Origin of the sequence: Stutzerimonas chloritidismutans, from assembly GCF_051486945.1 — a bacterium.
Lineage (GTDB): Bacteria > Pseudomonadota > Gammaproteobacteria > Pseudomonadales > Pseudomonadaceae > Stutzerimonas > Stutzerimonas chloritidismutans_B.
The window spans coordinates 373,131-387,769 of the sequence record NZ_JAHVDX010000002.1 but is presented as its reverse complement, the minus strand read 5'-3'; the positions used below and the strand labels follow the sequence as shown (position 1 = coordinate 387,769).

Annotated in this window: 13 protein-coding genes; 11 read left to right on the top strand and 2 right to left on the bottom strand. The window is 61.9% G+C overall.

The window, feature by feature from the left end; translation table 11 throughout:
- The first annotated feature begins 71 nt into the window (after positions 1-71).
- From dinG to pdxH, 4 genes are all read left to right on the top strand, one after another.
- Positions 72-2,216: an ATP-dependent DNA helicase DinG gene (gene dinG / locus KXR72_RS08870; protein ID WP_437420742.1), complete on the top strand. Its 2,145-nt coding sequence runs from the start codon at positions 72-74 to the stop codon at positions 2,214-2,216.
- Positions 2,217-2,327: 111 nt separating this feature from the next.
- Positions 2,328-3,476: a serine hydrolase domain-containing protein gene (locus KXR72_RS08865; protein ID WP_437420741.1), complete on the top strand. Its 1,149-nt coding sequence runs from the start codon at positions 2,328-2,330 to the stop codon at positions 3,474-3,476.
- 138 nt (positions 3,477-3,614) lie between these two features.
- Positions 3,615-4,247, top strand: a complete 633-nt coding sequence (locus KXR72_RS08860) for an OmpA family protein (RefSeq protein WP_437420740.1) — start codon at positions 3,615-3,617, stop codon at positions 4,245-4,247.
- A gap of 108 nt (positions 4,248-4,355) precedes the next feature.
- A complete protein-coding gene (pdxH, locus tag KXR72_RS08855) occupies positions 4,356-5,003 on the top strand; it encodes a pyridoxamine 5'-phosphate oxidase (RefSeq protein WP_437420739.1) in 648 nt (215 codons plus the stop codon).
- A 4-nt stretch (positions 5,004-5,007) separates the two neighbouring features.
- Here the strand turns inward: pdxH and KXR72_RS08850 are convergent, their stop codons facing one another.
- Complete coding sequence (locus KXR72_RS08850) at positions 5,008-5,280, bottom strand: hypothetical protein (protein ID WP_437420738.1); 273 nt, start codon at positions 5,278-5,280, stop codon at positions 5,008-5,010.
- 179 nt (positions 5,281-5,459) lie between these two features.
- Here KXR72_RS08850 and KXR72_RS08845 point away from each other — a divergent pair, with 179 nt between their 5' ends.
- From KXR72_RS08845 to KXR72_RS08815, 7 genes are all read left to right on the top strand, one after another.
- Positions 5,460-5,921 (top strand): glycine zipper 2TM domain-containing protein, encoded by a 462-nt coding sequence (locus KXR72_RS08845; RefSeq protein WP_437420737.1) that lies wholly within the window; start codon positions 5,460-5,462, stop codon positions 5,919-5,921.
- A 279-nt stretch (positions 5,922-6,200) separates the two neighbouring features.
- Positions 6,201-8,993 (top strand): monovalent cation/H+ antiporter subunit A, encoded by a 2,793-nt coding sequence (locus KXR72_RS08840; RefSeq protein WP_437420736.1) that lies wholly within the window; start codon positions 6,201-6,203, stop codon positions 8,991-8,993.
- The gene (locus tag KXR72_RS08835) at positions 8,993-9,322 is read left to right on the top strand and encodes a Na+/H+ antiporter subunit C (RefSeq protein WP_437420735.1); all 330 of its coding nucleotides are present in this window, start codon (positions 8,993-8,995) and stop codon (positions 9,320-9,322) included. Before KXR72_RS08840 ends, KXR72_RS08835 begins: the two co-directional genes overlap by 1 nt.
- The gene (locus KXR72_RS08830; protein ID WP_437420734.1) at positions 9,319-10,824 is read left to right on the top strand and encodes a monovalent cation/H+ antiporter subunit D; all 1,506 of its coding nucleotides are present in this window, start codon (positions 9,319-9,321) and stop codon (positions 10,822-10,824) included. The genes KXR72_RS08835 and KXR72_RS08830 overlap by 4 nt, the downstream gene beginning before the upstream one ends.
- Positions 10,821-11,321 (top strand): Na+/H+ antiporter subunit E, encoded by a 501-nt coding sequence (locus KXR72_RS08825; RefSeq protein ID WP_437420733.1) that lies wholly within the window; start codon positions 10,821-10,823, stop codon positions 11,319-11,321. Before KXR72_RS08830 ends, KXR72_RS08825 begins: the two co-directional genes overlap by 4 nt.
- Positions 11,306-11,575 carry a K+/H+ antiporter subunit F gene (locus KXR72_RS08820; RefSeq protein ID WP_437420732.1) on the top strand — a complete coding sequence of 90 codons (270 nt, stop codon included), beginning with the start codon at positions 11,306-11,308 and terminating at the stop codon, positions 11,573-11,575. The genes KXR72_RS08825 and KXR72_RS08820 overlap by 16 nt, the downstream gene beginning before the upstream one ends.
- A 10-nt stretch (positions 11,576-11,585) precedes the next feature.
- On the top strand, positions 11,586-11,915 hold the full coding sequence (locus KXR72_RS08815) for a Na+/H+ antiporter subunit G (RefSeq protein WP_437420731.1): 330 nt from the start codon (positions 11,586-11,588) through the stop codon (positions 11,913-11,915).
- Between the two features lie 14 nt (positions 11,916-11,929).
- Here KXR72_RS08815 and KXR72_RS08810 read toward each other — a convergent pair whose 3' ends face one another.
- On the bottom strand, positions 11,930-14,632 hold the full coding sequence (locus KXR72_RS08810) for a [protein-PII] uridylyltransferase (protein WP_437420730.1): 2,703 nt from the start codon (positions 14,630-14,632) through the stop codon (positions 11,930-11,932).
- Positions 14,633-14,639: the final 7 nt, after the last annotated feature.

Sequence of the window (14,639 nt, the reverse complement as noted above, 5' to 3'; positions counted from 1 at the left end):
GGCGGTTGGGGGATGGCGCGTTATGATAGCCGCCCGATCAAAATACTGAAGATTTATACAGCCTCGCGCTCATGCTTAGTACCGAACTCAAGACCCAGATCCAGGGCGCCTACTCCCGATTCCTCGAGGCCAAGGGGCTGAAGCCTCGTTATGGTCAGCGCCTGATGATCGCGGAGGTCGCGAAAGTTTTGGGCGCCATCGCGACTGATGACGAGGGGCGCCGTGAGGGCGAACCTGCGGTCGTTGCGGTGGAGGCGGGCACCGGTACCGGTAAGACGGTTGCATATAGCCTGGCGGCGATTCCTACCGCCAAGGCGGCGGGCAAGCGCCTGGTGATCGCGACCGCGACAGTAGCGCTGCAAGAGCAGATCGTGCACAAGGATCTGCCTGACCTGATGCGCAACAGCGGGTTGGACTTCTCGTTTTCACTGGCCAAGGGGCGAGGTCGCTACCTTTGCCTGTCCAAGCTCGATGTACTGCTCCAGGAAGGTCAGGCACAAAGCGCCACCGCGCAGCTGTTCGAGGAAGAGGGCTTTCGCATCGACGTGGACGAGCGCAGCCAGAAGCTCTTCGGCAGCATGATCGAAAGGCTTGCCGGCAATCGCTGGGACGGCGATCGCGACACCTGGCCAGAAGAGTTGGCCGACACGGACTGGAGCCAGCTCACCACCGATCACAGCCAGTGCACCGGCCGCCATTGCCCCAACTTCCAGCAGTGCGCGTTCTACAAAGCGCGCGAAGGCATGACCAAGGTGGACGTGATCGTGACCAATCACGACATGGTGCTCGCTGATTTGGCGCTTGGCGGCGGTGCGGTGCTACCAGACCCGCGCGACACGCTCTATGTCTTCGACGAAGGGCACCACCTGCCCGACAAGGCCATCGGCCATTTCGCCCATTTCACCCGCCTGCGTTCGACCGCCGATTGGCTCGGGCAGGTCGAGAAGAACCTCACGAAACTGCTCGCTCAGCATCCCTTACCGGGCGACCTGGGGCGGCTGGTCGAGGCGGTCCCGGAAATTGCCCGTGAACTGCGCACCCAGCAACAGTTCATGTTCACTGCCTGCGAGCAGGTTGCCGACTTCCGCGCAGGGGAGGACATGGAAGGGCGTGAACGGCCTCGTCATCGCTTCGCCGGTGGCGTGGTTCCGGAGCATCTGGTGGAGCTTGGGCTTGAGTTGAAGAAAGGCTTCGCCAAGCTGACGGATCTGTTCACCCGGCTGGCTGAACTGCTCAAGGAAGCGATGGATGGTGAGGCGAGTGTCGGCATCGCCAGTCATCAAGCCGAGGAGTGGTACCCGCTCTTCGGCAGTCTGCTGACTCGCGCGCAGGGCAACTGGGAGCTGTGGACCGCCTTCACGGTCGACGACCCCGAGGGCAGCCCGCCCATGGCCCGTTGGCTGACGCTCGCCGACGGCGGTGCGCTATTCGACATCGAAGTCAATGCGAGCCCGATCCTTGCCGCCGAGACGTTGCGCCGCAACCTTTGGAACGTCTGCTACGGGGCGCTGGTGACTTCCGCAACCCTGACCGCGCTGAACAGCTTTGACCGCTACCGCATGCGCGCCGGCCTGCCTCGTAGTGCTGTCACAGCAGTGGTGCCGAGCCCGTTTCATCATGCTGACGCCGGCATATTGCAAGTGCCGGACCTGAAAGCCGACCCGCGCGATGCGGCGGCGCACACCGCTGCCATCGTCCGCGAGCTGCCCGCGCTGGTCGAAGGGTCTCGGGGGACGCTGGTGCTGTTTTCCTCACGCCGCCAGATGCAGGACGTCTTCGACGGCCTCGAGCGGGACTGGCGCCGTCGCGTGCTGATTCAAGGGAATCTGTCCAAGCAGGAAACGCTGAACAAGCACAAAGCGCGGGTGGACGACGGTGAATCTAGCGTGCTCTTCGGTTTGGCGAGCTTTGCCGAAGGCGTGGACCTACCGGGCCGTTATTGCGAGCACGTGGTGATTGCCAAGATTCCGTTCGCCGTTCCGGATGACCCGGTCGAAGCCGCGCTTGCCGAGTGGATCGAAGCGCGCGGTGGGAACCCATTCATGGAAATCGCCGTGCCGGACGCATCGTTGCGCCTCGTACAGGCTTGCGGCCGCCTACTGCGTACCGAAGAAGACCGCGGCACCATCACGTTGCTTGATCGCCGGGTCGTGACCCAGCGGTATGGCAAGGCGATCCTCAACGCATTGCCGCCCTTTCGACGAGAGATTCACTGAGCGTGAGGCGGCGCTAACAGGATCGAGGCCGGATTGATGGCAATCGACCATTCCATCCGGGCGTTAGGGCGACGACAATGGCCGGCGTTTCCATATTGATCGGGGTGCAGCGTGCAGATTCAAGGCTTTTTCGACCTTCGCTTCGAGGCAGTCCGAGACGCCTTCGATGCACTTTTTCATGAAGGGCAGCAGCGGGGCGCCGCGTTGTGCGTGAAGATTGGCGGGGAAACCGTCATCGACCTCTGGGCCGGTGTCGCGGATAACGCCGGCGAGCAAGCCTGGCAGAGCGATACCCTCGTCAATCTCTTCTCTTGCACCAAGACGTTCACTGCGGTGGCAGCCATGCAGCTGGTCGGTGAAGGCAAGCTGCAGCTCGATGAGCCTGTGGCTCGGCTATGGCCGGAGTTCGCCGCGAACGGCAAATCTGCAATTACCCTGCGCCAGTTGCTTTGCCATCAGGCAGGCCTCCCAGCGGTTCGGCGGTCGCTGCCGCCGGAGGCGTTGTATGAATGGGACACCATGACCTCAGCCCTTGCCGCTGAGCGCCCCTGGTGGACGCCTGGTGATGGGCATGGCTACGCGGCGATTACCTATGGTTGGTTGTTGGGTGATGTGATCCGTCGCGCCGATGGCCGCGAGCCGGGCGAAGCGATCGTAAACCGTACCGCCCGCCCGTTGGGGCTGGATTTCCATCTCGGACTGCCGGACGCCGAGTTTGAGCGCGTGGGTTACCTGACGCGGCAAAAGAACAACTTTGGCGATGCTGCGGCGCAGCGGCTTTTTCGCGCCATGACGGGTGACCCGCAAGCGCTGAGTGCCCGGGCGTTCGGCAATCCGCCTTCAATCATGACCAGCGGCAACAAGCCGGAATGGCGACGCATGAGCCAGCCCGCAGCCAATGGACACGGCAATGCCCGCGCTCTGGCAGGCTTCTACGACGGCCTGTTGCGTGGCGAGCTATTGGATGCCGCCTTGCTGACCGAGATGACGCGTGAGCATAGCGTGGGTGAGGATCGCACGTTGCTTACCCTGACGCGCTTTGCCCTCGGGTGCTGGCTGGACTTGCCGGGCGTCGCGAACGCTACCTTTGGCATGGGCGCGCGGGCTTTTGGTCACCCTGGCGCGGGCGGCAGCATCGGTTTTGCTGATCCTGATCGCGAATTGGCGTTCGGTTTCGTGACCAACACCATGGGGCCCTATGTATTGATGGACCCTCGTGCCCAGACGCTCGCCCGTACCGTCAGGGCGTGTCTGGGGTGAACCGCTCGTCTACTCGGCGCGCCGAGACTTTTCATAACAATGACCTGCGTCCACAATCTCAGACAAAACCTTGCATTAAGCTGCGTCTTACCCTTCGCGGCTTTGTATTCGCAAACCCCAATTCACGGAAGCTGGCACATGAATCTGCTGAAAAGCGCCTCGTTGATCCTTTGTCTGGTCGTTGCCGGCTGCAGTTCGGATAGCAAGAAACCGGCTGAAGAGGTCGCAGTTGTGCCTGAACCCGTGGTTGACCCCGCGTGGCTCGATGATTACGAACCCCGTCTCCGTGATGCCCTGAAGGAAAGCAGCTTCGAGGTCACCCGCCGCGATGGCATGCTGGTCGTCACCGCACCTGTGGACTCATCGTTCAACCCGGATCGGCCCGGCATGTTGCTGCCGGTGACGCTCGGGCCAATCACCCGCGTGGCGAAACTGGTCGAGGGTGACCAGAAGACGGCTGTGGTGGTGCTGGGCCACGCCGACAGCACAGGTTCGGCGGAAATTAATCGAGAGGTGAGCCGCAAGCGCGCCGGGGCAGTGGCGGCCATTTTTCGCCTCAGTGGTTTGAAGCATGACAGGCTACGTATTCGCGGGCTGGGTTCGGATCTGCCGCGCGCATCCAATGATGACGCCGCGGGGCGGGCACTGAACCGAAGGGTCGAGATGCTGCTTGCGCCACAGACCACACTATTGGCGCTGATCGCCCAGTACAACGAGCCGACTGCCGAGCCGACGCGCGTGGCAGCCGCAGAAGTGACCACGGCGAAGTGAGCCGGTAGCGTCGCGCCCTTATGTGTGGACTAGTGTTGCGTTGAATCAAGCGAGGCATGGCGGCAAACCCGATAAGCTTAGGTTTCGACCTGAACGAGGAGGCTTGCGATGACCCAGACCCTGGCCGATATGCGCCGTGACTACACCCGAGAGGGCCTCAGCGAAGCCCACGCGCCCGAAGACCCCTTCGCCCTGTTTCGTCAGTGGTTCGACGAAGCCGTCAAGACCGAACAGCTACCCGTTGAACCCAACGCCATGACGCTCGCTACCGTGGACGCCGAGGGCCGGCCGCATTGCCGCGTGCTGTTGCTCAAGGCGCTGGACGAACGAGGCTTCACCTTCTTCAGTAACTATGACAGCGCCAAGGCCGAACAGCTGGAGGCCTGTCCCTTCGCCGCCATGACCTTCTTCTGGCCTACGCTCGAGCGGCAGGTGCGTATTGAAGGTCGTGTGGAAAAAGTCAGCGCGGAAGAATCCAACGCCTATTTCCAGGTTCGCCCGTTAGGCAGCCGGCTCGGGGCCTGGGCATCGCCTCAGAGCCGTGTCATCCGTGATCGCGCCGAGCTGGAGCGGCTACTTGCCGAAACCGAGCGACGGTTTCTCAACGAAGCGCCATCCTGTCCGCCGCACTGGGGCGGCTATCGCCTGTTGCCGGAACGAATCGAATTTTGGCAGGGCCGGCCGAGTCGTTTGCACGACCGCCTGAACTATCGGCGCGTTGCTGCTAATTGGCGTCGCGAGCGGCTCGCCCCCTGATGTTTCATGCCTGGGGCGGGGGACTGGCCTCTGCCTGTTCCCTGCGGGTGTCGTAGCGCTCCAGTTCTCGCTCCAGCCAGGGCTGCAAGTCGCGTCGCTTGACGTTCGATTCTCGCGCCGCCGCCAGGCGCTGCAACGCCCATTCGCGACGGCCCGGGTCTTCGCCCGCTAACGCCAGCGCCAAGTCTCGATCAGCCCACCGCCGGAACCGCACGAACAGCCAAGCGTGGAACGCCAGGCCGGCGAGCGTGGTGACGGCAATGATGAAGTAGTCCAATTTGCGCAACCTCGCGTTGTCGACGGTCCATCCCGTGCACAGGCGCTTTGGGATAGGCTCGGGTAAAGTACGGTCCTATCCATGAATGCTCGGTCAGCTTGGGGCGAAAGCCAAGCGCTGTATCGCCGCAGTCATGACTTCAGACGCTCGGGATGAATTCGTTCCCCAGGAGACTAACCATGCGCAACTCGATTCTTGTCGCTTCCTTTGCAGCCGTAGCGTTGGTGCTTGGCGGCTGTACTTCCAATCTTACGGGCGATTCCTATTCGCGCGACGAAGCACGGCAGGTGCAGACCGTTCGCTACGGCACCATCGAGTCGTTGCGCCCGGTCAAGCTCGAAGGTACCAAGACACCCATTGGCACTGGCGCCGGCGCCGTGGTCGGCGGCATTGCCGGAAGCGGGGTGGGCGGTGGCCGCGGTAGCGCCGTGGCTGCGGTGATTGGCGCCGTGGCAGGTGGCATGCTTGGATCGGCGGCCGAGGAGGGAATTACCCGAGCCCAAGGGGTTGAGATCACTGTTCGCGAGGATGACGGCAACATGCGTGCCTACGTCCAGGAAGTCGAGCCGAATCAGGTGTTTCAGGTCGGCCAGCGTGTGCGGATCATGACGGTCAACGGGACGAGCCGCGTCGCCCCATAGCGACGGGGTTGCCACAGCGAGCATCCGGCAGCCGTTAGCGCCTGCCGGTCGGCTCGCTCGACGCGTAGGCGCTGGCGAACAGCGCTACTCCGGGTGCCGTCCGCCGCACCCAGCCGCGTGTTAGAGCGCGCCATTTGTTTTTCGAAATACATGAATCCATGACGATAGCGCCGTCGTTATGGATAATCGGCGCACATTGCCATGCCGCTTCGGGCTGAAGTCTGGTCGAGCTAGGGATATAAACGCCGTGCACTGACGCGGCATAAGGGGTCTTCGCACATGGCGCTCGCGCTTATCATCGCTCTGCCATTTCTCGGGATATGCCTGCCGCTGCTGTTCGAACGCTTCGGGCGCTCGGCTTGTGCGTTTGGCGCCGGGCTGGCACCGCTCGCGGCGCTCGTGCTGCTGCTTTCAAAGCGTGCCGAGGTGTTCGCTGGCGAGCCGCTGATGGTCTCGTTGCCCTGGTTGCCAGATCTCGGTCTCAACTTTAGCCTCCGGCTCGACGGCTTGGGGTTCCTGTTCGCGCTGCTGATCCTGGGCATTGGGCTCCTCGTCATCCTGTACGCGCGGTACTACCTCGGCAAACAAGAGCCCATCGGGCGGTTCTACGGTTACTTCCTGATGTTCATGGGGGCAATGCTCGGCGTGGTGTTGTCCGAGAACCTCCTGCTGATGCTCATGTTCTGGGAGTTGACCAGCCTGTCGTCGTTCCTGCTGATCGGCTTTTGGAGTCACCGCTCGGATGCACGCCAGGGCGCGCGCATGGCGCTCACGGTCACCGGCGGCGGCGGGCTCGCGCTGCTCGCTGGTATCCTGCTGATCGGTCATATAACCGGTAGCTTCGAGTTGACCACGGTGCTTGCGTCTGGTGATCAGATTCGCGCCCATGGGCTTTACCCTCTGACCTTGATCCTCGTGCTGCTGGGCGTCTTCACGAAGTCGGCGCAGTTCCCGTTCCACTTCTGGCTGCCACAGGCCATGGCGGCGCCGACCCCAGTCTCAGCCTTCCTGCACTCGGCCACTATGGTCAAGGCGGGCGTGTTTCTGCTGGCCCGCTTGTACCCAGCGCTATCGGATTCCGAGTGGTGGTTCTACCTGGTCAGCCTCACAGGCCTGGCGACGCTATTGATTGGCGCTGTGATGGCACTCTTCCAGCATGATCTCAAGGGCCTGCTAGCGTACTCGACGATCAGTCACCTGGGCCTGATCACTTTGCTGTTCGGCCTCGACTCCCCCATGGGGGCGGTGGCGGCGATCTTCCACATCATTAATCACGCAACGTTCAAGGCGTCCTTGTTCATGGCGGCGGGCATCATCGACCATGAAACCGGGACTCGCGACATGCGGCGCATCAACGGGATGCTTAAATACATGCCGCACACGGCAGCGCTGGCGATGGTGGCCTCGCTGGCGATGGCTGGCGTGCCGCTGCTCAACGGCTTCCTGAGCAAGGAAATGTTCTTCGCCGAAACGCTCGACCAGCATCTGCTGGGCAGTTTCTACTGGACCATTCCGGCCCTTGCGACCTTGGCAAGCGCGTTTTCGGTTGCATACTCGCTGCGATTCGTACATGACGTGTTCTTCAATGGTGAGCCGGTGGATCTGCCGAAGTATCCGCCGCATGAGCCGGCGCGCTATATGAAGATTCCCGTCGAGATTCTCGTACTGCTTTGCCTGCTGGTGGGCATGCTGCCTGCCTATACCGTCGCGCCGTTGCTTGCCGCTGCGGTTTCCGGAAGCTTGAACGGCAATGTGCCGGATTACAGCCTGGCGATTTGGCACGGCTTCAACCTGCCATTGGTGATGAGCTTCGTCGCCCTGGCTGGCGGCCTTCTGATCTACTCGATGCGTAAATGGGCGTTTCGCTGGTATGAAGGCCTGCCCCGCGTCGACTCGCTGCAGGTGTTCGCCGCCGTGGTCGACCGGATCGCCGGCACGGCTCGGTGGATCACCGGGCGGCTGGAAAACGGTTCGCTTCAGCGCTACCTGGCGCTGGTTCTGATCAGCTCGTTGGTGCTGGTGGTCTTCGCCCTGACGCCCCTGCAGGCGCTACGCGGCCCGATCGAAACGACGCCCCTGGACAGCCTCACCGTCGCCGGACTGGTCGTTCTGTCCTTGAGCTCGCTGCTGACCGTCATCTTCCATCGTCGACGTTTGATGGCATTGATCGTGCTCAGTGTGGTCGGCCTGATGGTGTCGCTGGCCTTCGCGCGTTATTCGGCGCCTGATCTGGCACTGACCCAGCTGTCCGTCGAGGTTGTGACAATCATCCTGCTGATTCTCGCGCTGTTCTTCATGCCCGACCGTACCCCGGTCGAGTCGAGCAGCCTGCGCAGTTTCCGTGACCTGATCCTGGCAGCCACCTTTGGCACCATGATCGCGTTACTGGCGTATGCGGTGCTGACGCGGCCCTATGAAAGTATCGCCTCCTTCTTCCTCGACAACAGCGTTTCTGGTGGCGGCGGAACCAACGTGGTCAACGTGATCCTGGTCGATTTCCGTGGTTTCGATACGCTCGGCGAGATCACCGTGCTAGCGATTGCTGCCGTCGGCATCTTCGGTCTGCTGCACAAGCTGCGGTTGCCGCATCCGGTGCGAGACTACGGCGGCAGGCTCTGGTCGACTGATCGCCACCCCATGGTGCTCGACACCCTGGCGCGAGCACTGCTGCCCATGGCCCTGTTGATTTCGGCGTTCATCTTCCTGCGCGGGCACAACCTCCCGGGCGGTGGTTTCATTGCCGGACTGATCACTGCGGTCGCGTTGATCCTACAATACATCTCGCATGGCGTGACCTGGGCGCAGCAGCGCCAGCCGCTCAGCTATCACGCCGTAGCGGGTGTCGGTGTGCTGATCGCTGGCCTTACAGGACTCGGTAGCTGGCTGTTCGGGCGTCCTTTCCTGACGTCCGCCTTTGGCCACTTCCATCTCCCGTTGGTAGGAGAGTTCGAGTTAGCGACGGCCATGCTTTTCGATCTTGGGGTCTACCTGACGGTTGTGGCCGCGACACTGCTGATCTTGTCGAACATCGGCCATGTCAGCCAGGACGAGTCTTGCAAGGAGGTGTGGTAATGGAAGCCGTACTGGCAATAACCCTCGGGGTGATGATGGCGAGCGGCGTCTACCTGCTGCTGCGGGCGCGTATCTTTCCGGTGGTGATGGGGCTGACGCTGATCTCTTATGCGGTGAACCTGTTCATCTTCGCCATGGGGCGCCTGGCGACCGGTGCGCCTGCGGTAATCGGGCGCAGCGCTGAATACGGCGATCCGCTGCCCCAGGCGCTCGTGCTTACCGCGATCGTGATCGGTTTTGCCATGACTGCTTTTGTGGTGGTTCTGGCGCTGCGCGGGCTGGGTGAGCTGCGCACTGACCATGTAGACGGGCGGGAGCCGCGCGAATGAACCATGCCTTGATCCTGCCGATCCTGGTGCCGCTGTTCGCCGGTTGCCTGCTGCTGGTCATGCACCGTGCCGGCACTCCTTTCAAGCGTGGCGTATCGCTGCTCGCCACCGGGTTGCTGGTGCCGCTTTCGCTCTGGTTGCTGGGCGTTGCCGATACCGGCGTGCTCCACGTTTACCAGCTCGGTAATTGGGCGCCTCCGTTCGGCATCATGCTGCTGCTGGATCGGTTAAGCGCGTTGATGCTACTGGTCACGGCACTGCTGGCTGGCTTTGCCATGCTCTACGCCTGTCGAGGTGACGACGAACGTGGGCCTAATTTCCATGCCTTGTTCCAGTTCCAGTTGATGGGTATCAATGGTGCGTTCTTGACGGGCGACCTGTTCAACCTGTTCGTATTCTTCGAAGTGCTGCTGATTTCGTCCTATGCGCTGTTGCTGCACGGGCAGGGCGCGCGGCGTGTTCAGGCGGGTATTCATTATGTCGTGCTCAACCTGCTGGGCTCCTCGCTGTTCCTGATCGGCGTCAGCATGCTCTATGGTCTGACCGGCACGCTGAACATGGCGGACCTAGCCATCCGCGTCGGGGCGGCGGACCCGGGCGACGCGCCGCTGCTTGCGGCAGCAGGCTATCTGTTACTCGTGGTGTTCGGGCTTAAGGGAGCTGTCCTGCCGCTGTACTTCTGGTTGCCTCGCGCTTACGCGTCCGCAACGGCGCCGGTCGCTGCGCTCTTCGCCATCATGACCAAGCTGGGCATCTACGCCATTGTGCGGGTATTCACGCTGGTCTACGGCAGTGAAGCTGGCTCGCTTGATGGCATGGTGCTTGACTGGCTGTGGCCGTTGTCGATGCTGACGCTTGTCGGCGGGGTGCTGGGTGCGCTGGCCGCACAGAATCTGCAGGGGATGCTCTCCTACCTGGTCGTGGTGTCAGTCGGTACATTGCTCGCTGGTGTGGCGCTCGGCTCGGAAGAGGGGATCGCCGCGGCGCTCTATTATTTGCTGCACAGCACCCTGATCTCGGGTGGTTTGTTCCTGCTGGCCGATCTGATCGCCCGCCAGCGCGGAGATGCCGCCGGCGAACTTGTATCCGCGCCGGCGGTGCGCCAACCGCTGATGCTAGGGGCGCTGTTTTTCGGGGCCGCCATTTCGATCGCCGGTTTGCCGCCATTTTCGGGTTTTGTCGGTAAGGTGATGCTGTTGCGTGCGGTCCCGCTCGGTATCGACGCTGCCTTCCTCTGGCCGGTCGTTCTGATTGGCGGGCTGGGCATGCTGATCGCGCTCAATCGCGCCGGTAGCATGTTGTTTTGGCGGGCCAGCGACGCCGCAACGGTAGCCGCGCCTGCCGACTCGGTCCGGGTCGTGGGGGCGTTCGGTTTGTTGCTCGGCAGCCTGGTGATGGTCTTCGCTGCTCAGCCTATCCAAGCATATACGCGGGCCGCCGCGGCCCAGTTGTTCGACTTGGCGCCTTATCTGCAGATCATTCACCAGGGAGGTGCCGCATGAGGTCGCGGTTTCTGCCGAATCCAGCACTGACGCTGCTGCTGGCGCTGCTGTGGCTGCTGCTCAATAACACCTTGAGCGTCGGGCATTTGCTGCTTGGCTTATTTCTTGGCTGGGCGATTCCGCTGCTGGTGAGCGGCTTTCTGATCCGTGTGCCACGTGTCAGGAGCCCGCTCAAGCTCTGCGGGTTCACGCTGAAGGTGTTCTATGACATTGCAGTGGCCAATGTCCACGTCGCGAAATTGGTTCTGGGGCCTCGTGGCAAGCTCCAACCGGCGTTCATCGAAGTGCCGATGGCCATCGAACATCCGTTCGTCCTAGCTGTGCTGACCAGCATCATTTCGCTGACGCCCGGTACCGTCTCGGCTTCGCTGCGCGCTGACCATAAGGTCCTGCTGATTCATGCGTTGGACGCACCAGATATCGAAACCCTGGTGGCGGATGTAAAAGATCGCTACGAAACCCCGTTGCTGGAGATATTCGAATGCTCGCGTTCGTAATTCCGCTGTGCATGGGCGTGATCGGCGCTGCCGCGGTGCTCAATCTGATCCGGTTGGTGCAGGGGCCGGATATGCCCGACCGGGTTCTGGCGCTGGACACGCTTTATATAAACGCGCTGGCCTTGATCGTATTGTTCGGCATTTGGCTGGCGTCTGACCTGTTCTTCGAGGCTGCGCTGCTGATCGCGGTGATGGGCTTCGTCAGTACCGTGGCGGTAGGCAAACACCTGCTGCACGGCGATATCATCGACTAAGGAGCCTGCGATGCCCTTTTGGATCGAACTGCTGGTATGCGTGTTTCTGCTGGTAGGCAGCGCATTTGCGTTGGTGGGAGCCATTGGTCTCTATCGCTTGCCAGATTTCTTTACCCGTCTGCACGGGCCGACGAAAGCCACGACGCTGGGTGTCGGGGGAATCGTGATCGGCTCGATGATCTTTTTCAGCCATCAGGGCGAGGGGCTGAGTTTTCACGAGGTCCTGATCACGCTATTTCTGTTCCTGACCGCGCCGGTTAGCGCCCATGTGCTGGCCAAGGCGGCCATGCAGCAAAAACTGCCGATAACCGCCAAGACCCGCGGCAAGCCCTGGGACTGATCGCCGGTCCGGCTTCAGATCACGATACTGCTGGGCGACGGTTGCCGCTCATTCTCCTGTGAGAGCTGCTTGATCATCGCCTGCTGCAGCTTGATGCACAGCTGCGGGTCCGACAGCGGCTGGTTGTCCGCATTGGTCACGAAGAACACGTCCTCTACCCGTTCGCCAAGGGTCGCAATTTTCGCGTTCTGCACCGACAGGTCGAAGTCGAGAAAGAGTTGGCCGATTCGTGCGAGCAGGCCGGGACGGTCGGGCGCAACGACTTCAATGATGGTCTGCGGGCGCTGCATGTCGTTGTGAATGGTCACCTGTGGCGGGAAGGCAAAATGCTTGAGCTGCCGCGGCACGCGCTTCTGGATGATGGTGAGGTAGTCGTCGGGGTTGCGGAGGGCGTCGATCAGACCTTGCCGGATTTCCTCGGTGCGTTTCGGGTCGTTGCCGATCGGGCTACCGTCGGCGTCGAGCACGATATAGGTGTCGAGGGTGAACTGGCTGCTCGAGGTAATGATTCTGGCGTCGTGGATGTTCAGATTGAGTTGGTCCATTGCCGCCACGGTCACGGCGAAGAAGTCGTGCTGATCGGGCGCGTAGATGAATATCTGCGTTCCTCCCTCGAATTCTCGCTGCGTAGTTTCCTTGATCAACACCAGCGGACCACCGTCGCTCGGGTGCTCGATGATCGCTTCGGTGTGCCAGGCGACGTCCGTGGAGCTGTGGCGCATGAAGTAGTCGTCGCCAAGCTGGGCCCAGAGCTGCTCTGCGTCGTCGGGATCAGTGCCGTTGCGCACCAGGTTGTCGAGCGCGGCACGCTGGGTCTGGCGGATCTGCTCTTCTCGGTCGAGCGGGTTTTCCAGGCCGCGGCGCAGGGCGCGCTTGGTCTCGGTGTACAACTGGCGCAGCAGACTGGCGCGCCACGAATTCCACAGCGTCGGGTTGGTCGCGTTGATATCGGCGACGGTGAGCACGTAGAGGTAGTCCAGGTGCGTTTCGTCACCTACCTGTTGCGCGAAGTCATTGATGACCTGTGGGTCAGACAGGTCCTTACGCTGGGCGGTGGTCGACATCGCCAGGTGATTCTCTACCAGCCAGACGACCAGGCGGGTATCCCAGGCGGGCAGCTTGTGGCGTGTGCAAAAGGCCTGGGCATCGACCGCGCCGAGTTCGGAGTGATCGCCGCCGCGCCCCTTGGCTATGTCGTGATAGAGGCCCGCAATGTAGATCAGTTCAGGCTTGGGCAGGCGCTCGACCAGCTTGCTCGCCAACGGGTACTTCTCTGCAACGCCGGGCTTGCTGAGTTTGCGCAGGTATTTGATGACGTTCAGCGTGTGGGCGTCGACCGTATAGATGTGGAACAGGTCGTGCTGCATCTGCCCGACAATGTGGCCGAATTCGGGCAGGTAGCGGCCGAGAATGCCGTAGCGGTTCATTCGGCGCAGGTTGCGATGGATGCCTTCCTTGCACTTGAACAATTCGATGAAAAGGCTGGTGTTGCGTATGTCGCTGCGGAAATCGTCGTCGATCAGATGCCGGTGGTCGCGCAGCAGGCGAATGGTTTCTGCGCGCACGCCTTGGATGTCCGGGTGCTGAGCGAGTAGCACGAAGGTCTCGAGGATGGCGAATGGGCGGCGCGTGAATACCGAGTCGTTGGCAACTTCGAGGTAGCCGTCACGTATCAGGAAGCGGCTATTGAGCGCCACAGCGGGGCCGGTATCTCCCTCCCAGAGAATCACCTCGGCAAAATGCTGGCCGACCAGGTCGCTGAGCTCGGAAATGCTCATCACCACGCGGTAGTACTTCTGCATGAAACGTTCGATGGCCAGCTTCGCGTCGCTGTCCTCGTAGCCAAGCATGGCGGCCAGGCTGCGTTGGTGGTCGAACAACAGGCGATCCTCAGCGCGTCCAGCGAGCATGTGCAGCCCATAGCGAACGCGCCAGATGAATTCCTGACTGGAAACCAACAGGGCATATTCACCCTCGGTGAGAAAGCCCTGGTCGACGATGGCGCTCAGGTTGAGGCTGCCGAACTGGCGCCGCGCGATCCAGAGAATCGTCTGAATGTCCCGCAGGCCTCCGGGCGAACCTTTGACGTTGGGCTCGAGGTTGTACTCGGTGTTGTTGTACTTGGCGTGACGCGCCGCCTGTTCCTCGCGTTTGGCAAGGAAGAACTCCTTGCTGGGCCACATCTCGCTCGGGCTGGTGACGCGAAGCATGTCTTGGCGCAGGCGCTCCGGGCCGGCAATCGTCCGGCTTTCCATCAGGTTGGTGACGACCGTTAGGTCAGCGCGTGCCTCTTCGGCGCATTCAGCGACCGAGCGCACGCTCTGGCCGACTTCGAGCCCAATGTCCCAGAGCAGGGTTAGGAAGCCTTCGATCGCGTCGCGAAAGATTTCGTGATCGCTGTCGTCGAGCAGAATCAGCAGGTCGATATCGGAATAGGGGTGCAGCTCGCCGCGCCCGTAGCCGCCGACCGCGACCAAGGCGATTTCAGCATCGGCGCTCCAGTCGAAGCGCTCCCATGCCGCGCGAAGAATCTGGTCGACGAACCAGGCGCGATCCTCGATCAGGCGGCGGATGTCGCGCCCCGCAACGAATCGCTGGTCAAGCACCTCGCGGGCCTGTCGAATCACCTTCTTGAAGGCCGCGATCGGGCTGGCCTTGAGCGCGAGCTCCGCTTGGAACTGGCTGCGGTCGAACAGTTCAGGGTCAACCTGAGGCATGGTCGTC